The organism is Burkholderia sp. LMU1-1-1.1 (assembly GCF_040675865.1).
In the GTDB taxonomy this organism is placed as follows: domain Bacteria; phylum Pseudomonadota; class Gammaproteobacteria; order Burkholderiales; family Burkholderiaceae_D; genus Rugamonas.
This window is the reverse complement of record NZ_JBEGHG010000008.1, coordinates 184106-202085: the sequence shown is the minus strand read 5'-3', so window position 1 is coordinate 202085 and position 17980 is coordinate 184106. Positions and strand designations below refer to the sequence as shown.

16 protein-coding genes are annotated in these 17980 nt (G+C 66.2%); 4 read left to right on the top strand and 12 right to left on the bottom strand.

The annotated features are described in order from the left end of the window. A partial coding sequence (locus MRBLMU1_RS09665) for an integrase core domain-containing protein (RefSeq protein ID WP_161051113.1) occupies positions 1 to 87 on the top strand: 87 nt, incomplete at its 5' end. Between the two features lie 34 nt (positions 88 to 121). Here the strand turns inward: MRBLMU1_RS09665 and MRBLMU1_RS09660 are convergent. The 8 genes from MRBLMU1_RS09660 to MRBLMU1_RS09625 form a co-directional block, all read right to left on the bottom strand. Continuing rightward, positions 122 to 697 (bottom strand): lysozyme inhibitor LprI family protein, encoded by a 576-nt coding sequence (locus MRBLMU1_RS09660; RefSeq protein WP_363500142.1) that lies wholly within the window; start codon positions 695 to 697, stop codon positions 122 to 124. 156 nt (positions 698 to 853) lie between these two features. Continuing rightward, positions 854 to 1999, bottom strand: a complete 1146-nt coding sequence (locus MRBLMU1_RS09655) for an ABC transporter ATP-binding protein (RefSeq protein WP_363500139.1) — start codon at positions 1997 to 1999, stop codon at positions 854 to 856. Between the two features lie 13 nt (positions 2000 to 2012). Then, positions 2013 to 2852, bottom strand: a complete 840-nt coding sequence (locus tag MRBLMU1_RS09650; protein ID WP_363500136.1) for a carbohydrate ABC transporter permease — start codon at positions 2850 to 2852, stop codon at positions 2013 to 2015. Next, positions 2849 to 3775, bottom strand: coding sequence for a carbohydrate ABC transporter permease (locus tag MRBLMU1_RS09645; protein WP_363500134.1), 927 nt, complete (start codon positions 3773 to 3775; stop codon positions 2849 to 2851). The genes MRBLMU1_RS09650 and MRBLMU1_RS09645 overlap by 4 nt, the downstream gene beginning before the upstream one ends. Then, the gene (locus MRBLMU1_RS09640) at positions 3772 to 5007 is read right to left on the bottom strand and encodes an ABC transporter substrate-binding protein (protein ID WP_363500132.1); all 1236 of its coding nucleotides are present in this window, start codon (positions 5005 to 5007) and stop codon (positions 3772 to 3774) included. Before MRBLMU1_RS09640 ends, MRBLMU1_RS09645 begins: the two co-directional genes overlap by 4 nt. Before the next feature lie 61 nt (positions 5008 to 5068). Then, positions 5069 to 7054, bottom strand: coding sequence for a hypothetical protein (locus tag MRBLMU1_RS09635; RefSeq protein ID WP_363500129.1), 1986 nt, complete (start codon positions 7052 to 7054; stop codon positions 5069 to 5071). A gap of 45 nt (positions 7055 to 7099) precedes the next feature. Beyond that, a complete protein-coding gene (locus MRBLMU1_RS09630; RefSeq protein ID WP_363500126.1) occupies positions 7100 to 9121 on the bottom strand; it encodes a glycoside hydrolase family 65 protein in 2022 nt (673 codons plus the stop codon). Between the two features lie 93 nt (positions 9122 to 9214). Then, positions 9215 to 11752: a TonB-dependent receptor gene (locus MRBLMU1_RS09625; protein ID WP_363500123.1), complete on the bottom strand. Its 2538-nt coding sequence runs from the start codon at positions 11750 to 11752 to the stop codon at positions 9215 to 9217. Between the two features lie 291 nt (positions 11753 to 12043). Here MRBLMU1_RS09625 and MRBLMU1_RS09620 point away from each other — a divergent pair, with 291 nt between their 5' ends. Both MRBLMU1_RS09620 and MRBLMU1_RS09615 read left to right on the top strand, forming a co-directional pair. After that, positions 12044 to 12997, top strand: a complete 954-nt coding sequence (locus MRBLMU1_RS09620) for a LacI family DNA-binding transcriptional regulator (protein WP_363500120.1) — start codon at positions 12044 to 12046, stop codon at positions 12995 to 12997. Positions 12998 to 13203: 206 nt separating this feature from the next. Beyond that, the gene (locus MRBLMU1_RS09615; RefSeq protein ID WP_363500116.1) at positions 13204 to 13545 is read left to right on the top strand and encodes a CzcE family metal-binding protein; all 342 of its coding nucleotides are present in this window, start codon (positions 13204 to 13206) and stop codon (positions 13543 to 13545) included. Positions 13546 to 13607: 62 nt separating this feature from the next. Here the strand turns inward: MRBLMU1_RS09615 and MRBLMU1_RS09610 are convergent, their stop codons facing one another. Beyond that, positions 13608 to 15008, bottom strand: coding sequence for a glycoside hydrolase family 88/105 protein (locus tag MRBLMU1_RS09610; RefSeq protein WP_363500113.1), 1401 nt, complete (start codon positions 15006 to 15008; stop codon positions 13608 to 13610). Positions 15009 to 15125: 117 nt separating this feature from the next. Then, positions 15126 to 15566 (bottom strand): ester cyclase, encoded by a 441-nt coding sequence (locus tag MRBLMU1_RS09605; RefSeq protein ID WP_363500110.1) that lies wholly within the window; start codon positions 15564 to 15566, stop codon positions 15126 to 15128. Between the two features lie 93 nt (positions 15567 to 15659). On the opposite strand from MRBLMU1_RS09605, the gene MRBLMU1_RS09600 reads away from it, so the two are divergent. Continuing rightward, the gene (locus MRBLMU1_RS09600) at positions 15660 to 16598 is read left to right on the top strand and encodes a LysR family transcriptional regulator (protein ID WP_363500107.1); all 939 of its coding nucleotides are present in this window, start codon (positions 15660 to 15662) and stop codon (positions 16596 to 16598) included. Here the strand turns inward: MRBLMU1_RS09600 and MRBLMU1_RS09595 are convergent. Both MRBLMU1_RS09595 and MRBLMU1_RS09590 read right to left on the bottom strand, forming a co-directional pair. Further along, a complete protein-coding gene (locus tag MRBLMU1_RS09595) occupies positions 16582 to 17397 on the bottom strand; it encodes a DUF2145 domain-containing protein (protein ID WP_363500104.1) in 816 nt (271 codons plus the stop codon). The two genes, MRBLMU1_RS09600 and MRBLMU1_RS09595, sit on opposite strands and share 17 nt — an antisense overlap. Next, the gene (locus tag MRBLMU1_RS09590) at positions 17394 to 17888 is read right to left on the bottom strand and encodes a hypothetical protein (protein WP_363500102.1); all 495 of its coding nucleotides are present in this window, start codon (positions 17886 to 17888) and stop codon (positions 17394 to 17396) included. The genes MRBLMU1_RS09595 and MRBLMU1_RS09590 overlap by 4 nt, the downstream gene beginning before the upstream one ends. Positions 17889 to 17980 lie beyond the last annotated feature (92 nt).

The window sequence follows — 17980 nt, the reverse complement described above, 5'->3', positions numbered from 1 at the left end:
CGCTGGTTATGGACATACAATCACGACCGGCCACACATGGCACTCGGCGGCATTACGCCGATTCAGAAATTGGCCCTCGCCGCATAGCCTCTACTTCTGGTGCGCATCATTAATGGGGGGATTACCCCATCATCTCATCATTACAGACCATAAAGAAGCTGTTGCTTTTCTCACCGCCGAGCCTGCACAGGCCACCAAAACTATTGTTGCCGTGCGCCGTACCCACCGCGATATCGATCAAGGTTTCGCAACCCGACACCGCGCCAAGCTTTCTACTCGACAGGTCTGCGCTAAATGACTGGTTGCGCGCGTTCGAGTCCCGCATCGTCAGGAGGTTGTGACGTTCTCCATTGGAGGCATAGTCTTCCAACAAGTCGACACAAAGACCGTGACATTCTTGCAGCAGCTTGGCTCTGGTTTCATATGAGCGGCGCAGGCAGGCGACGTCATCGCACAGGCCGCGAGAAGATCTCAGCCAGGATTTTTGTTCCATAACAAGTCGCTTCTTATTGACGTCATCCAGGGAGGCAAGCGTTTTCTTGTAGCTGGCGGCCAATTCCTCGTCCCTCTTCGACAATTCGGCATCCGAGCAAATGAGTCTCTCCGTGATGGCGGCGGCGGTGCCGCAGTCAAAGCTGGCGCAGGAGGCGCCTCCCGAGAACAGAACGCAAAACAAAAATGGAAAAAATGCTTTCATCGAGAGATCCCATGGTTACGAGCGCATACCCAGGCCAAGGCTGGCTCGCCGCATGCCTGATACCGGCGCAGCGTAAGTTATCATTCTTAAACCGGGATGAACGCCAGTCCAGCCGCCTGCTCGGACGACGTGGTGACGAACTACTTCGACCATCTTTTACCGGATGGCGACCCCATTCGACGACGCCTCGCCCGCGCCCGGCCGCAGCCTGCGCAAGGCCACGCCATCGCCGCCGAAGGCATGCAGCGCGGCGGCGGGTAGGGAAAACGCCACCGCATCGCCCACCAGCAAGCCATCATCCTGTGTCTTGGCGATCAAGGTCGGCTGCCCCTCGGCCCAGTGCAGGTGCACATGGCTGTGCTCCCCCAGCGCTTCAATGTGCACGATCTTCGCCCGCCAATCGCCCTGTCCCAGCACCATGTGCTCGGGGCGGATGCCCAAGGTCAGCGCGGCGCCCGGCGCCATGCCGGCGCCATCGACGGCAGCGTCGCAGCCGCGCCCTTCCAGCGTGGCGGCGATCCCGTGCGGCGTCACGCCGGCCAGGCTGGCGGTCAGAAAGTTCATCGCCGGCGTGCCGATGAAGCGCGCCGCGAACAGGTTGGCCGGATGGTGGTACAGCTCCAGCGGCGTGCCGATCTGCGCCACGTTGGAGCGCCCCGGCGCCTCGGCGGCGGGGCGCAGCAGCACGATCTTGTCGGCCAGGGTCATCGCCTCGACCTGGTCGTGCGTCACGTAAATCATGCTGGGGGAGTCGAGGTCGCGGTGCAGGCGCGCGATCTCGAGCCGGGTCTGCGCGCGCAGCGAGGCGTCCAGGTTGGACAGCGGTTCATCGAACAAAAACACCTTGGGCTTCTTGACGATCGCGCGGCCGATCGCCACCCGCTGGCGCTGCCCGCCCGACAAGGCGCCCGGCTTGCGCGCCAGCAGCGCGTCCAGTTGCAGAATGCGCGACGCCTCCAGCACGCGCCGCTCGATCTCGGCCTTGTCCAGCCGCTGCCGCGTCAGGCCGAACGCCATGTTGTCGTAAACGGTCATATGCGGATACAGCGCGTAGCTCTGGAACACCATGGCGATGCCGCGTTCGGCCGCCGGTACGTCGTTGATGGTGCGGCCATCGATGGTCAGCGTGCCGGCGCTGACCTGCTCCAGCCCGGCGATCAGCCGCAGCAGGCTCGATTTGCCGCAGCCCGAAGGGCCGATGAACACGCAGAATTCGCCGGGAGCTATGCTCAGATTAATGTCGTTCAGCACGGGCTGGCCGTTGTAGGCCAGGCCGATGTTGTGCAGGCTCACTTGCGTCATGGGGTTTCCGTTTTTACTTGATGCCGCTGGACTGGTCGTTAATGCTCAGGAAATGCCGGTTCAAGCCGACGTACATGATCAGGATCGGCAGGATGGAGATCACCGATCCGGCCATGATCAGGTTCCACGACGACGACTTGGCGTACTGCTTGGCCACCGCGTTCAAGCCTTGCGTCAGCAAATACCGGTCGACGCTGGAGATGAACAGCAACGGTTTCATGAACTCGTTCCAGATGCCCATAAAGACGAAGATGGCCTGCGTCGCCAGCGCCGGCTTGGCCATCGGCAGCACGATGCGGAAAAATCGGTGCAACGGCCCAGAGCCGTCGAGCATGGCCGCCTCCTCGATCTCGACCGGGAAATTGATGAAAAACTGGCGCATCATGAAAATGTAGGCGATCGACACGGCCGAGGTGAGGATCACCGACAGGTGCGTGTCGACCAGGCCCATGCGCGCGACGATCACGTAGGCTGGAATCATCGTCACCTGGCTGGGCACCATCACCAGCAGCATCAAGGTCTGGAACACCAGCCCCCGGCCACGGAAGCGGAAGCGCGCCAGCGCGTAGCCGGCCATGGTGTTGAACATGACGTTGAGCAGGGTGACGGCCAGCGCCACCGTGAACGAATTCCACAGCCACTGGTACAGGGGCCCGTGCAGGATCACCTCGTAGGCCGCCAGGGTCGGCGCCTGCGGCCAGATGCCATCGGCGCCGGCGATCTCGCGGGTGCTTTTGAGCGAGGTCAGGACGGCCCACGCGAAAGGTGCCAGGGTCAACAGGCTGTAGCCGGCCAGCACGGCGTACAGGGCGCCCAGCCGCAGGCGCGCGCCGGGAGAGGATGGGCGGTTCATCGGTTGGCTCCGTCCGGCGGCACGAAGCGGTTGAGGACCAGGGTGGCGCAGAAGATGATCACCGTCAGCACCACCGCCAGCGCGCAGGCCAGGCCCATGGTGTTGTAGTTCTTGAAGGCGAAGTGGTAGATCAGCAGCGTGAAGGTTAGGGTCGCGTTCTCCGGCCCGCCCTCGCCGCCGGACAGGATGAAGGCCTGGTCGAACACCTGGAAGCAGCCGATCAGACCCATGGTGACGACATAGCAGGTGATTGGCGTCAGCTGCGGCACGCTGATCTCCCAGTGGCGGCTGACGGGGCCGGCGCCGTCGAGCAGCGCCGCCTCGTACAGCGACGCCGGGATCTCCTGCAGGCCGGCCAGGAACACCACCATGAAGCCGGGGATGGTGGAGAACACGTTCATCAACATGATGATGGCCAGCGCCCATTTGGGATCGCCGAGGAAGTTGACGCTGTGGCCGAAGTGCTGCTGCACGAACTGCACCACCACGCCGTTGTTATTGAACAGCCACATGAAGATCATCGTCATCGCCGCCGACGAGGTCAAGGTCGGCAGGAACAGCAAGGTGACGAAGCTGCGCCGGAAGCGGATGCGGCTGTTGATGGCGCAGGCCAGCGCCATCGCGATCACCGTTTGCAGTGGCACCACCACCGCCACGTAGACCATGGTGTTGCGGCAGGCGGCCCAGAACTTGTCGTCCTCGACCAGATAGACCAGGTTGCGCAGGCCGACGAAGGTGTGGTGTCCGGACACCAGGTCCATCTTCTGCACCGAGACGAACAGCGCGTAGGCGATCGGCGCCAGTGTGAACAGGCTGACCAGCAGCAGCGCCGGCAAAAGGAAGGCATAGGCGCTCATGGTGGCGGCGCGCGGCAGGCGCGAGCGCCACGGCCGCGACGACGCATCGGATGTGGACGGCTTCATCGCTGGCGCTCGATTTCCCGGTTGGAGACGGTTTCGGCCTTCTCCAGCGCCTGTTGGAGCGACTTGGTGCCGTTGAACGCGGCCAGGAACTGGTTGCCGAAATTGGTGTTAAGCACCGGCAATTCGACGCCGCGCGACCACACCGTGGCATAGGCGGCGCCGGCCACATGGGCAGCCAGCACCGGCGACGCGCGCACCCGCATGGCCGCCTCCACGCTGCGCCGCGTCGGCAAGGTACCCGAGGCGCTGGCCCATAAGCGCATGCCGGGTCCGGTCATGTAGCGCGCGAAGCGCAGGCCGGCGGCCTTGTTCCTGGCGGCGCGCGGCACCGCGTAGCCGACCACGAAGGCCATGGTCTGCTTGCGCTGGTTCACGGTCGGCATCTCGCGCGCAACAAAGGGCACGTCGCCGTAGTCGTTCTTGAGGGCCGGCTGCACCCAGTTCCCCTCCATCATCATGACGGTGCGCTGCGAGCCGAAGGCGGCGCCCGGCCAATCGGCGCCCAGGTCGTCCTTGGGCGAGTACAGGTACTTCAGCACGTGGCCGGTGACCAGTTGGTTCAGGTAGGCATAGGCGCCCGGATTGCCGGTGAAGTGGGCGCGGCCGTCGACCCCGATCAGCGCCTGGCCCGACGTTTCCAGCGCCGCCAGGTGGCGCGACAGGTCCTTCTCGACGATCATCGCCGCCATGCCGCGCGGCAGGCGCGTCTGCAGGGTTTGCGCAAAACGCATCAGGCCGTTGAAGTCGCGCGGCACGTCGTCCGGACGGTAGCCGGCCTGTTTCAGCAGGCGCGGATTCAGGTATAGCGCCAGCGTCGAATAGTCCTTGGGCAGGCCGTACAGCTGACCGCCGGGACCACGGAAGGCTTGCAGAAATTGGGGATAGAAATCGGCCTGGTCGGCCGGACCCAGCTCCATCGGTTCGAGCACCCCGCTTTGGATCAGCAACTGCGCCTCCAGGGCGTCCAGATAAAACACATCGGGCGGGTTGCCGGCGGCGAAGCGCGAGCGCAGCACGTCTGGGTACTTGTCCTCGATGACCTGCTTGCGCACCACGATGCCGGTGCTGCTGGTGAAGGCGGCCGCCGCCAGGTCGAAGGCGGCCACCTCGGCGGGCGACGAGCCCCAAACGGCGACCGTGACCGCCTCGGCCGCCCGCGCCGGCGCCGTCATCGCCATCAAGACGGTGGCGCACAACACCGCCGCGCGCCGGCGGCCTGGTCGATCGTTCATAGCTTGTCTCCTGATGCTGCGGTGGCCGTGATCGGCGCATGGTGTTCGGCGGCGTGGGGGGTTACCCGGACATTGTACTTGTGCCCGGCGGCGGCCTCACCGCCAGGTAGACGGTGCTCCACAACTGGACCGCGTTCGACTCGTCCGCGGTGGCGGCGTCGGGGCCGAACGGCCGCATGCGATAGCCGCCCGCCTCCCAGGCCCAGGACCACAACTCGGAACTGCTCTGGTCCTGGGTCGGCAGGATGACGGCCCACAGCGCGGCCTGGGCCTCGGACAGCAAGGCGCGGGTGGCGGCCGGCAAATCGGCGCGCCCCAATTGCCGCGCCAGGCCGGCCGCCAGCAACGCCTGCTGCCACGACCACACCACCGCGCCGTGATAGCGGTCCGGCCCGAACAACGGCCGCAGCGCGGCGTCGGCATAGGCGCCATTGGCCACCAGCAGGCCGACGCCGGTCATCAACCCGGCCGGGAAGGGGCGCATGATGGCAGCCAGTTCGCGCTCGATCAATGCCGGCGGTGGCCGCTGCAACAACAGCGCGAAGCCAAGATCGGAATGCAGCACCGGCACCGGCCGCCCCGTCGTGTCGAGGGCGATGCCGGCGAAGGCCAGTTCGTGCCCGTCCAGGCTGGCCAGCGCGGGCGCGGCGTCCACGCCCAGTTCGGCCGCGTAGCGCTGGACGCCGGCGCGCGCCGACTCGGCGTCGCGCACCACGGTGAAGTAACCGGGGACCTGCTCTTCCCAGATTCGCGCCAGTCCGGCGGCGTGCGCCGCGCCGCCGTCCAGATACGGCGCCAGCAATCCACTGTCGCACAGCGCGGCGATGGCGCGCAGGGCCGCCGGCACCAGGATGGCGTTGACGTTGTACGAAACGACGCCACCGCCCAGGCCATCGGCGCTGTCGCGCCAGTCGCCGGTCGGATGGCCCGGCTTCAGGTGGATCAACGCGGCGATGCCGGGCCGCTGCGCGTAAGCGCCGGCCAGTTGCAGCACCAGGCGGAAATTGCGACCCAGTGCGGCGCCACGCGCCTCCCCGCCGGCGCCAGGCTCGGCCAGCCAACGCGGCGCGCGTTCGGCGCCGCCCGGTTGCTCCAGAAGATAGGCCATGACCACCGGCGCCAGCATGAAGTCGTCGTCGACCATCTTGTAGTCGTACACGGGCGCGCCGCCACCGCCGTGCAGCAGCGCGCACTCGCCGATATCCTCCTCGTGGGCGACGGCGCCTTGCGGATCGAGGCGATCCAGCACCGACGCCAGGCCGGCTTCGATGGCCTGTGGCGTCAGCGCCGGCATCAGCAACAGCAGCGACATCAGGGTGTCGCGGCCGAAGTAGGTGTTGAAGCGCCACGAGCCGGCCAGCAACTTGTCGCGGTAGCTGAGGAAGGCCAGGCCCTGGCGTCCGCGCAGGGTGCCGGCATCCGGATCGCGCAACAGTTGGGCCGGCGGCAGCGGCTCCAGCGCCGCCTCGCCCGTCAAGGCGGACAGGCGCAGTCGCAAGGTTTGGCCGGGCGCGGCGTTCAAGGTGACGCGGCCATGGACGTCGGTGTCGACCGTTCCGTTCAGCACTTGCAGCACGATGGCGTAGCCGGCGGCGCCGTCAAGCCGGTCGCGCGACCAGCGCACGCTGTCGGCGGTGAAACGCACCAGGTTATGGACGCCGGGCGGCAGGCGGCGGTCGTATTGGTAGTCACGCAGCACCCGTGCCGAGCTGAGCACCACTCCGGCCACCGTCAAGGTGGCAAGGTCGGCGCCGATATCGGTGGCGATGCCGTACAGCGGCCGGCCATGCTCGTCGTCGCCTTGCACGGCGCGCAACCGCGCGGCCTCGCTCCATTGCAGCGGCGCGGCCACCGGCTCGAACCACAGGCCGGTGGCGCTGTTCCCGGCCGGGAAGGCGGCCAGCAGCCGCGGCGTCGCGCCGGAGCTCAGCAGCAGGTGGGCGGCGACCGGCCCCTGGCGCAGGAATTCGTTGGCGACCAGGCCCTCCGGCAGGGAAAAGCGCAATGCCGGTTCGGCGGATTCGGGCAGCGGGGTTATCTGTTGCATCGTTAAGTTCCAAAAGCAGGTAACAAGTATCTTAGGGCGGGAAAATCACGGCGACGTAAATGTCGCGCGCGCGACGCCGACGCCGCGTATTTCCAGCTTCTTCCAGCGCTTGGGCAACGGCGTCTTGCGCTGGTGGATGCCCCGGTCGTCGATAGTCAAACCGCCCAGGCCGAACAGCAACGCTTGCAAGCTCCCGCCGGCCCCGGTCGCGAAATACGGGTTGCCGCCGCCAGGATACTCCTCCAGCACGCCGAACGGCGCCAGCCGCATCCCCTGGTAGCTGTGCTGGAAAGTGGCGTAGGCCTGCTCGGCCTTGCCGGCGCGGGCGTACAGGGTGGCGACGATCGCCGCCCCCATCGCCGGCCCTTCCGGCGCCAGCCGGGGTGCATAGTAGGCCAGGTCCTGGGCCACGCGCGCCTTGTCTGTGACGATATCGAGCGGATACGCCAGCAGGTTGACGTCGGCCTGCTTGATCGGCACGCCGTCATACGTCGCGTTCTCGCGCGTGGTGCCGTCCGGGAAGCGCAGGATGGGGATGTTGGCCGCCACCAGTTCCCAATCCGGATTGGGCTCGATGCCCAGCTCGCGCGCCGCCCGCGTGGCGTAGCCCAGCACGGTGATCGCCATGCCGTTGGTGAAGGCGTTGTTGTCGATGTTCTCCTGCCACTCGTTGGCGCCGATCACATTGTTGATCTCGTAGCGGCCCGGGCCCTTGCGCTCGACGCGGCTGATCCAGAAGTCGGCCACCTCCTTGAGCATCGGATAACCGCGCTCGCGCAGCCAAACCTTGTCGTGCGTGACTTGATAGTACTTCCAGAACGCCCATCCGACGCTGCCGGTGATGTGCTGCTGGAACGGACCGGTCAGCGCCCAAACCGGCGTGACCTCGGAGCCCTCGCTGGCCGACTCCCAGGGGAACATCGCGCCCTGGAAACCGTGGTTGCGGGCGTTCTGGCGCGCCGCGTCCAGGCGCTGGAAACGGTACTCGAGCATCGACTTGACCAGCTCCGGATGAAGGGCCAGCAGCGGCGGCAGCATCCACAGCTCGGCATCCCAGAACACATGGCCGTTGTAGCCCAGGCCTGACAGCCCCATCGGCGACAGGCTGAACGCCGTGCCCTCGCGCGCGAACGAATACAGGTGGTACAGCGCCAGGCGCATGTCGCGCTGGGTTTGCGGGTCGCCTTCGATGACGACGTCGCCGGTCCACAAGGCCTCCCACGCCTTGAGGTGGGCGGCCATCAGGCGTTCGCGGCCTTCGAGCGCGGCGTACACGGTCAGGCGCTCGGCCTCGTTGTGCGGGTCGCCCAGGTGCGCCGACGTCATCATCGAGCCGACCACCGAAAAGCGCAAGGTCGCGCCGGCCTTGAGCTTGTTGGTGAACTTGGTCAGGTGGGTGTTGTAGTCGGTGTCCTCGTGCACCAGCTCGGGCTTGGCGTCCTGGTCGAAGATGAAGCTGACGGCGGCGGCGATGGTGTGCTTGCCCGACGGGCTCTTGCCGACGGAACTCATCAACGGAATGCGCACGTGCGGCCGGTCGATCTGCGCGTACAGGTTTTTGACGTCGCGCAGGATATCGGGCGCCTCGATCATGGCGGCCGGGGTGACGGCGGTGTCGCGCCGCGCCGTGATCTCCACCGTGGCCAGCGCCGTGTAGGGCAGCTGGCGCAGCGCCGCGACGCTGTGGCGCACATGGACCTTGTCGCCGACGTCGAACTCGGTGACCAGCAAGGCGCGCTTCATGTCCAGCGACTGGCGCAGGCCCGTCACGTGGGCGGCGTCGACGCGCTGGCCGTCGACGTCGAGGTTGATGTTCATGAAGTTAAATCCCTTCATGATGTTGTCGACCCGGCCGCGCCCGTAGGTGTCGAAGGCGCCGTTGAGCACGACTTCGCGGATCTTCATCGGCGCCGGCGACGACACCAGGCCGATCATGCCGTTGGCCACCGTCACGCCATGGTAGCGGGCCGGATCGATCTTCGGGGCGGCGATGGTCCACTCGTCGGCGTCCTGCGCCTGGATGGCCGAACACACCAGCAGCAAGGCCATGCTTAGGTATTTTTTCATCGATAATTTTTCTTAAAAGGCGGCGCCGCGACGCCATGCCTGGCAAAAAAACCGGCCGACAATCATGTCGACCGGCAAGGGGGGACGCACCACTTAGAAGGCCGCGGTCAGGCTCAGCTGCATGTTGCGGCCCAGGATGGCGCGCGCAAAGAAGTAGTTGCCGCCGGCAACCTCGGTGAACCCGGCGCGCGGGTTGCCCTCGGTCAGGCCGATCGTGTTGGTCAGGTTCTGCACGCTGAAATTCATCGTCAGGGTCGGCGACAACTGGTAGCTCGCGCCGGCCGCCAGCGTGTGATACGCCGGCAGCACGAAAGAGTTGGCGGCGTCGGCGTAGCGCTTGCCCACCTTGTGGTAGGACAGGTAGATCTCACCCTTGTTATCCGGCAGAAGCAGGCTCGGCGTTATGGTGAAATTCTGGTCCGGCGAGCGCTCCGGGTGCGAGCCCAAGCTGGCGGTGTCGACTGTGGCGGCCGACGGTCCGTTGACGCTGCGGATGTTCATCGTCGAATGCTGGACCACGCCCGTCAGGTTGACCCGGGCGTAGCGCACCGGCTTCCATTGCAGCTCGTACTCCAGGCCCTTGACGATGATGTCGCCGCCGACGCGGGTTTCCAAGGTGTCGCCCTCGAGCAGGCGGCTGAACTCGTAGTTCTTGAAATTGGTGCGGAACGCCGTCAGCGAGGCCGAGAAGCCGCGCTGCTGGTAGCGTGCGCCGAGCTCGCCGAAGCTGATGTTGGTTACCGGATTTTCGTTGTTGGCCTGGTAGCTGCGCGAGTAGCGGGCGTAGGCGGCCAGGTTGTCGTTGATCAGGTAGTTGCCACCCGCCGTGACCGAGCTGTGGCGGAAGCCGCCGTTATCGACATAGTCATACTGGCCGTTGAAGGCCGGCATGGTGTTGTTGACCATGATGTTGTCGGCATCCGTGCCGTCCGGCTTGCTCGAGCCCGGTATCGCCACCGTCGAGCCCTGCGGACGCCATGCGCGGTAGCTGAATTTCTCCACGCGCACGCCGGCGTCCAGGCGCAGGCGGTCGTTGAACTGGTACTCGTCATTCAGGTAGAAGTTGTTCGAGGTCAGCTTCGAGCGGCTCAGGCCGACGCCCCACGGGTTGTACTCCAGCACGCTCTTGTCGGTCAACTGGCCGACCACCTTGCCGGCGCCGTCGATGGCGACGATATCCAGGCGCGACGGATTGTTGCGCACCTCGCCGAGGAAGCGGGTGTTGCCGTCGTTGCCATTCTGCTCGTCCTGGTCGATGGTCAGCAGGCCGGCCGTCAGGCTGTTGCCCGGCGTGGTCCAGGTCACGCTGACGTCGTTGACGAAGTTCTGGCGGTAGGCGCGGTTCTTGGCCGAGATGTTGTCCGTCAGCAGGCCATTGCCGCTGACCTTGGCCAGGTCGGCGCCGGCGTAGATGGTGCCGCTGGCGACGCCGCGGATGGCCGGCGTGGTGCCGGGGAAGCGCGTCAGCATGGCCCGGATGTCGCTGTTGGTGGAGGGATCGAGGCGGTCGGCGGCCGAGCGCATGCTGTTGTTGTCGAAGGTGAAGATGGCGTTGAACTCGTTCTTGAAATCGGTGTAGCGGCCCTTGGAGCGCACCGTGAAGGCATCGTTCAGGCGCTTCTCGAAGTTGTAGCCGATCGAGGTCGACTTGGTGGCGACGCCGTCGTTCAAGTCGTTGGTCTGGATGCCGTTGGAGTTGCGGCCGGCCTGGACGCCGTTGTCGGCGCTCAGCAAGGTGCCGTAGTTGCCGTTGAAGCCGGGAACCGGTTCCGGATTGTTCGGGTTCTGGAACGGCGTCGGCAGCAGGAAGGTGTTGTGATCGTTGACCAGCTTGACGTTGACGCTGAACTCGCCGTCGCTCCATTTGCGGCCGACATAGGCGCGCACCAGGCCGCCGTGGTCGGCGGTGAAGCCGATGTCGCGCACCGAGTCGGAGCTACGGTAGAAGCCGCCGAAGCCGGCATACCAGCCGTTGCCGAGCGCGCCGCCGTAGCGCAGGTCGATGCGCTTGGTGCCGTAGTCGGAACCGGTCAGGCGCAGCGCGCCCTCCGGCTCGTCCTTCGAGCGCACCGTGATGAAGTTGACGGTGGCGCCGGCGCCGTTGACCGTCAGGATGCCGGAGGTGCCGCCGCGCACCGCCTCCATGCGGTCGATCGACAGTTCCTGCTTGAGGATGGTGTCGGCCAGGCCGGGATGGTAGAACACCGGCAGCCCGTCCTCGGACAGCTGGACGAAATTCTGGCCGCCGCCGGCCAGGCCGCGCACCGTGTAGTTGTTGGACACTTCGCCGCCGGAATCCTCGACCATCATGCCGGGGATCAGTTCGAGCGCGGCGGCGGTGCTGCGCGGCGCTTTGCGGTCGAGGTCGGCGCGGTCGGCGCTGGTGACTGCCACCGAGCTTTCGCGCACCGTGCGCTTGAGCGAGGTGCTGCCGGTGACCACCACCCGGTTGAGCTTGTCGTCGCCGTTGTCGGCGCTGACGCTGGTGGCGTCGCTTGCCGGGGTGGGGGCCGGGGCGGGCGTTGGCGCCGGGGCTGCGGGCGGGGGGGCGTCCTGGGCCCGCGCCTGCTGGATCAGCGCCAGCACTGCGAGCGTGATCGTGGATAGCAAAAAGCGTTTGCGATTCTTCATTTGGTCTCCATTTATTATCTTTTTAACTACGATTTTATCTGTGGCTGCTTGCGGAGTCACCGAATATCGCCGTGATAGCCGGTGATTTTTCGATTATCCAGCTTGCGCAACCGGTAACTCTAATTTGCGCAACCGGTTGCGCATTAAATTAATTATGCAGGCTTCAAAAATGAAATGCAATTTATTCCTATCGTGCGGCGCAATATGCAACACTTGCCGCACAACGAAAAAATGGCGGTATCATGCCGCTTTTGCATAGGTCCGCAGGGGGCCGGGAGAACCGCAGTGAAGATGACGCTGGACCAACTCGCACTGAATCTTGGCGTATCGAAGGGCACCGTCAGCCGCGCCCTGAACGGCAAGGGGCGCATGGCGGAGGAAACCCGCCAGCGCATCCTGGCCGCGATGGACGCGTCCGGATACACGCCCGATCCGACGGCGCGCGAATTGAGCCGGCGCTCGCGCCACAGCGTCGGCATCTCGCTGACCAAGGGCGGTTCCGGCCCCTACTTCGCGCTGTTCTGGCGCGCGCTGGTGCAGGAGGCCGGCGAACGCGGCACCCGCTTTGTCGAGATGAGCGCGCCGCTGGAAAGCTATGCCCGCCTGCCGGATGCGGTGCTGTTGCATAACACGGAAGAAGTGCAGGAGCGCCTGGCCTTGCTGGCGCGCCGCAAGGTGCCGGCGGTGGTGCTGGGGCATCAGCCGAACGCCGCCTTTGTCGTGCCCGACGATGTCGGCGGCGGCGCGCTCGCCACCCGCTGCCTGCTCGACCTGGGACACCGCGCGGTCGGCTTCGTCGGCATGCAAACCGCGCAACAATCCGACGTCGACCGCCGCCATGGCTACCGCATGGCGCTGGCCGAAGCGGGCATCGCGCCACGTCCGGAGCTGGAACTGGACGGACAATTCACGGTGCTGGGCGGCTACCGCGCCGTGCGCCGCGCCTGGGAGGGGGGACTGCGCTTCACCGCCCTGTTCTGCGCGAGCGACGAGATGGCGATCGGCGCCATCGGCGCGCTGGAGGACCTGGGCTTGCGGATGCCCGAACAGGTATCGGTGGTCGGCTTCGACGGCCTGCCGGGCATGCCGTACGACTTGACCACGGTGGTGCAGGACATCGAGCGCATCGCCGTCGAGGCCATCACGCTGGCCGAACAATTAATCAACGGCGGACCGCCGCGCGAGATCGTCGTGCCGGTGACGCTGCAAATGGGCGCCACCACGGCGGTCTGCGCACCGGCTTGAAATCCTTGCCGCCGCCAGCGGAAACAGCTTCCCGCGGACATTCACGCCAGCATATGCCGCCCGGCATACCCCCTCCCCCCCGGTCGGCAGATTTTGTGCCTCGACAACGTCCCCATACTGTGTTCATCGGCAGCAAATCGAATGCTGCCGACAAACCTGTCCGCACGTATGGACTCAACCGTCGCACATTTGAAGGAACCACCACTATGTTTAAATCGATCCGCACCGCCGCCCTGGTCGGCGCCCTGTTCGCCACGACCGCCACCGCCTTCGCGGCCACGGCCGACACCGCCGACACCGCCAAATACGGCACCGCCGCGCCGGCGGCCAGCGCCCACCGCCAGATCGTGATCACGGAAAAAACCAAGCACGTACGCGTGGAGAATGGCGAGACCGTGGAATTCAAGGTCAACGGCACCAGCTTCACCTGGCACTTCCTGACCTTGCACCACGAAACCTCGTTCGACCTGGCCAAGATCGCGCCGGCCGGCACCTTCAAGAAAAAGGTGACGGTGTACGTCGCCTCCAACCCGCTGTACCGCAGCTAAGCGGCGGCGCGGGCCCGGCCAGGCGGCCGGGCCCGCATTCATGCCGCCTTACATCGGACGGATCAGTGCTCGCTGATCTGCGCGCCGTTGGCGCGCGGCACGTAGTGGTAGGTGCGCAGCTTGTGCTGGATATCGATGGCGGGATTCTTCAGCAGTTTCACCATCTCGGCGCCGGCCAGCAGCACCGGACCGTAGCCGTGCATCGCGTCGACGCTGACCGGGCGGTTGTAGTAATACACCTGGTCGCTGGCGAACGTGGTGCCGACGCAGGTGCCTTCCACTTGCCCCTTGGCGTTGATGCGCGTGCTCAGGCCGATCCACCCGGCCTGGGCGATCGAGCCGTAGGTCGTCGGGCTGATCCAGCCCTCGTTGATCGCGTGCGCGTAGACGTAGACGAAGATCGCGGTGGCCGACGTTTCCAGGTAGGAGTCGTTACGGTCGAGCATCTGGTGCCACAGGCCGGTGCCCGATTGCAGCTCGGCGATGCCGCGCAGGCTGGCGCGCAGCTGGGCCAGCACCTTCGGATAGGCCGGATGGTCCTTCGGCAGCACGTCGAGCAGGTCGCTCATCGACAACACCGCCCAGCCGTTGGCGCGCGCCCAGTAGAAGCGCGGCGCGTCCGGGTTGTTGGCGTTCCAGCCGTGCGTGAACAGGCCGTTGCGCTCGTTGAACAGGTGCTTGGCCATCGTCAGCACGTTGGAGGCGGCGTCGTCGAACCAGGCCTTGTCGCCGGTCAGGTGGCCCATCTCGGCCAGCGCCGGAATGCCCATGTACATGTCGTCGGCCCACAGCGACGAGGCCTGCGGACGCTGGCGCGCGAAGGTGCCGTCGTCGAGGCGGTACTGCTTCTTCTGCACATAGCCGCTGCAGGTGTCGATCATGCCCTTGAGGTCCGGGCCGACCTTGGCGAAGCGGGCGCGCACCAGCGCGGCGCACATCGAGCCGCTGTCGTCGAGCGAGCGCGGCTCCAGGAAGCGGGTGAAGCTGTTGGCGCGGCCCAGCTTGAACCGGGCCTCCTGCGCCTGGAAGTACGGCTGCGTGTCCTTGAAGAATTGCAGGTGGCGGCGGGTGACGTCGCTGTAGCGCTTGTCGCCGGTGACCTCGGCCGCCTTGAGCAGGCCCGAGTGGATCACGCCCATCTCGTACACCATCAGCCCGAAGTCGCCCGGCGACTGCTCGAACACGGCGCCCGCGACCGGCTTGTTCAGGTCGGTGATCGGCTTGCCGGTCGCCTTGTCGACGATGCGGGTCGGCGTGATGCTGTCGATGTAGCCGCGCACGCGGTCGAGCGCGCCGACGATCTCGGCCTCGGTCGGCTTTTTGTAGGGGACCGGGTAGGTCCCCTCGCCGGCGTCGTTGGCGCTCTTGTTGTCGGGATTGCGGAACGGGCCTTCGGCGTGAACGGCGCCGGCGGCGAGGACGGCGGCGACCAACAGGGCCAATCGGCGGGGCAATTGCTTCATTATCAACCTTTCTATTTATATCGGTAAATTGAATCTCCGATACGAAGGCTAGGCAAGGTCGACCATTACGTCAAGCACTTATTAAACGTTTACCTATCAGACCACAAATTGAAGTGGTCAGACCGCCTTGGGCGGCCACGCGCCCACTTGGTTCAGCATGCCGAACCAGTCTTCCAGGTGCCAGGTGCGGGTGATGCGGTCCGCCGACAGGTGGTGGAATTCGTGGATGGCGATGGCGATCGGCTTGCCGGTCGGGGCGATGCCGAAGAACTCGCCGCTGTGCGTGCCGGTGATCCGCGCGCGCACGGCGGCGCGGCCGTCGCGGCCGAAGATGTCGAGGATCGTGATCTTCACGTCCGGGAAAGCGGCGGCGAACAGTGCGATCACCGGTTTCATGCCCGCCAGACCGGGCTGCTGGTTCGGACCGAGCGGAATATCCTCCCAGTCGACCGTCAGCGCCTGGTCGAGCAGGGCCGGATTCTTGTCGTTGAAGGCGCCGTAGAGATTTTCGATGGCTTGCTGCTGGGCCCGGGTCAGGCCGTTGTCTTGCATGGTCATGGTGTGCTTTCGTGTGGTTGAGTGACACGGCCACTGTAGCAAGGCCGATCACACAACTCCAATCGATAATGGATATGCAGTAATATCCATGCCATGGATTTACATGGAATCGACCTCAACCTCCTCGTCGCCTTCGACGCCCTGATGTGCGAGCGCAATGTGACGCGCGCCGGCGTGCGCATCGGCCGAACGCAGCCGGCCATGAGCGCGGCGCTGGGGCGCCTGCGGCTGCTGCTGAAAGACGAGCTGTTCGTGCGCGGCGCGGCCGGGCTGCAGCCGACCCCGCGCGCCCTGGAACTGGCGGCGCCGCTGGGCGAGGCGCTGGCCGTCATCCAGCGCACGCTGGACTTCACGCAGGCGTTCGATCCGCCCGCCTCGACGCTGCGCCTGACGCTGGGGCTATCGGATCATCCGGCCTTCGTCGTGCTGCCGCCGCTGCTCAAGCGGCTGGCGGGGGTGGCGCCGGGCGTCACGCTGCGGGTGCGCGCCTTCACCGCGCGCGAAGACGCGCTGGCGCTGCTCGACGCCGGCGAGGTCGACGCCGCCATCGGCGTTCTGGGCGGCAGCACGCCGCGCATTCCCACCCTGCCGCTGTTCGAGGAACGCTTCGTCTGCGTGGCGCGCAAGGGCCATCCGGTGGCGAACAACAAGATCGTCCCGCTCGACGCCTTCCTGGCACACCAGCATTTGCTGGTGTCGCCGGAGGGGGACGGCGTCGGCCACGTCGACGTGAGGCTGGCGCAGCTGGGCCGCAAGCGCACCATCGCCATCGCCCTGCCGCAGATGTACGCCGCGCCCGCGATCATCGCCGCCAGCGACGTGCTGGCCACGATGATGGAGGGCGTGGTGCGGGCCAGCGGCTTGCGCGGCGCGCTGGCGGTGCTGCCGCTGCCGACCGAACTGGACCTGGCGCCGGTGCCCTTCGTGCTGCACTGGCACCGCCGCAACGACGCCCATCCGGCCCAGCGTTGGCTGCGCGAACAGATCGCGCTGGCGTGCAGCGAGCTCCAGGGCGTCAACGGCGGCCCTTGAGCTCCTGCACACGCCAGCCCTCTTCGCGTCCGCGCAGGAAGGCCAGCATCGAATCGACCGTGACCGCGTTGATGCGGTCGGCAAAGCGCAGCGCATTGGGATGGTCGTCGAAGGCGATGTGGGCCTTGAACACGCGCCCGCCCAGCCGCGTCATCGGGCCGATGCGCATCTCGGTCGGCGTGTAGCCGGCCATCTTCAGCCACGACTGCGCCTGCTCGCGGGTGCGGATGCGGAAATCGCTGGACTCGGCCGAGGCCAGCACCTCCAGCACCCACTGATTGGAGTTCTGATACTTGGTCGAGAACGGATAGGCCACCATGTTGTAGCGGCTGCCGTGTAAACCGTGCAGCGCCGCCGGATCGCGCAGGACCTCGCCGAGCTTGGCGGCCAGTTTCGGCGGCGGCACGATCATCAGCGCATCGAGCGTAAACGGATCCTCCAGGAAGAAGTTCGCCAGGCCGTCGACCCACAACGCGGAATCGGCGGTGCCGCATTCGTTGAGCAGTTCGTACACGCGCCAGGGCTGCCCCGGCGCGCTGCGGAACGCCAGGCCGGCGTGGCTGTACTTCAAGCCGTACTTGGACAGATCCTGCCCCTGGCGCGCGACCACCGCCACGTCGCTACCGGCGGCGTCCAGCGCGGCCTGCAGGGCGTGGCCGGTGGCCAGCGCATCGGTCAGCGCGACCTGCGTCACCGGATGCTCTTCGCACGGACGCCCGGCATGCGCCGGCGCGGCGGCCAGCATGGCGACCACCGAGGCGATCAACCCCGCCGCGCCCAACCGGGTCCGCGCGCTCATTGCGGCGGCAGGCGTTTTTGCGACAACAGCGCTTCGCCCAGCGCGTTGGGAATGAAGGCCACCACCTTGCCCGATGCGACCAGCAGGGTGCCGGTGGTTTCCGACACCACCTGCACCGTCGTGCCCACCGACAGGCCGATCGCGTCAACCGTCCTGCCGGCCAGCTTGACCGACAGCTTGGCCGCCGAGCTGACCGAAGTCAGCACCACCTCGACGCCGTCCGCCACGCCCTGCCCGATGCCGCTGACGACGTAGGCGCCGCCGAGGACCAGTGCGACCGATCCGGCGGCCGGGCCGCCGGAATCGCCATGGCCGGACGCGGCCACGCTGACCACCGGCGCGGCCAGGATGGACATGGTGCCGACCGAGATTTTCTCGGACGGCGTGAAGTTGGATACGCCATTCTGCGCCAGCGCCGCCGGGCTGCCCAGCGCCAGCACCAGCGTGGTGGAGGCGGCAATGATGGTACGAACTGTTGCACTTGCTGTCATGGGGAAGCTCCCGATCTGGATTGATGTCACAATATTTCCGCAGCATAACATTAAATACGAAACAACATTCAACATCGCGCAAACCCTCCGCG

Excerpts from the sequence above, each read along its gene's own strand:
- MRBLMU1_RS09655 (WP_363500139.1), bottom strand. The coding sequence starts at position 1,999 with ATGACGCAAGTGAGCCTGCACAACATCGGCCTGGCCTACAACGGCCAG.
- MRBLMU1_RS09595 (WP_363500104.1), bottom strand. The coding sequence starts at position 17,397 with ATGAGCGCGCGGACCCGGTTGGGCGCGGCGGGGTTGATCGCCTCGGTG.
- MRBLMU1_RS09610 (WP_363500113.1), bottom strand. The coding sequence starts at position 15,008 with ATGAAGCAATTGCCCCGCCGATTGGCCCTGTTGGTCGCCGCCGTCCTC.
- MRBLMU1_RS09590 (WP_363500102.1), bottom strand. The coding sequence starts at position 17,888 with ATGACAGCAAGTGCAACAGTTCGTACCATCATTGCCGCCTCCACCACG.
- MRBLMU1_RS09615 (WP_363500116.1), top strand. The coding sequence starts at position 13,204 with ATGTTTAAATCGATCCGCACCGCCGCCCTGGTCGGCGCCCTGTTCGCC.
- MRBLMU1_RS09605 (WP_363500110.1), bottom strand. The coding sequence starts at position 15,566 with ATGACCATGCAAGACAACGGCCTGACCCGGGCCCAGCAGCAAGCCATC.
- MRBLMU1_RS09630 (WP_363500126.1), bottom strand. The coding sequence starts at position 9,121 with ATGAAAAAATACCTAAGCATGGCCTTGCTGCTGGTGTGTTCGGCCATC.
- MRBLMU1_RS09660 (WP_363500142.1), bottom strand. The coding sequence starts at position 697 with ATGAAAGCATTTTTTCCATTTTTGTTTTGCGTTCTGTTCTCGGGAGGC.
- MRBLMU1_RS09600 (WP_363500107.1), top strand. The coding sequence starts at position 15,660 with ATGGATTTACATGGAATCGACCTCAACCTCCTCGTCGCCTTCGACGCC.
- MRBLMU1_RS09640 (WP_363500132.1), bottom strand. The coding sequence starts at position 5,007 with ATGAACGATCGACCAGGCCGCCGGCGCGCGGCGGTGTTGTGCGCCACC.
- MRBLMU1_RS09635 (WP_363500129.1), bottom strand. The coding sequence starts at position 7,054 with ATGCAACAGATAACCCCGCTGCCCGAATCCGCCGAACCGGCATTGCGC.
- MRBLMU1_RS09645 (WP_363500134.1), bottom strand. The coding sequence starts at position 3,775 with ATGAAGCCGTCCACATCCGATGCGTCGTCGCGGCCGTGGCGCTCGCGC.
- MRBLMU1_RS09625 (WP_363500123.1), bottom strand. The coding sequence starts at position 11,752 with ATGAAGAATCGCAAACGCTTTTTGCTATCCACGATCACGCTCGCAGTG.
- MRBLMU1_RS09650 (WP_363500136.1), bottom strand. The coding sequence starts at position 2,852 with ATGAACCGCCCATCCTCTCCCGGCGCGCGCCTGCGGCTGGGCGCCCTG.
- MRBLMU1_RS09620 (WP_363500120.1), top strand. The coding sequence starts at position 12,044 with ATGACGCTGGACCAACTCGCACTGAATCTTGGCGTATCGAAGGGCACC.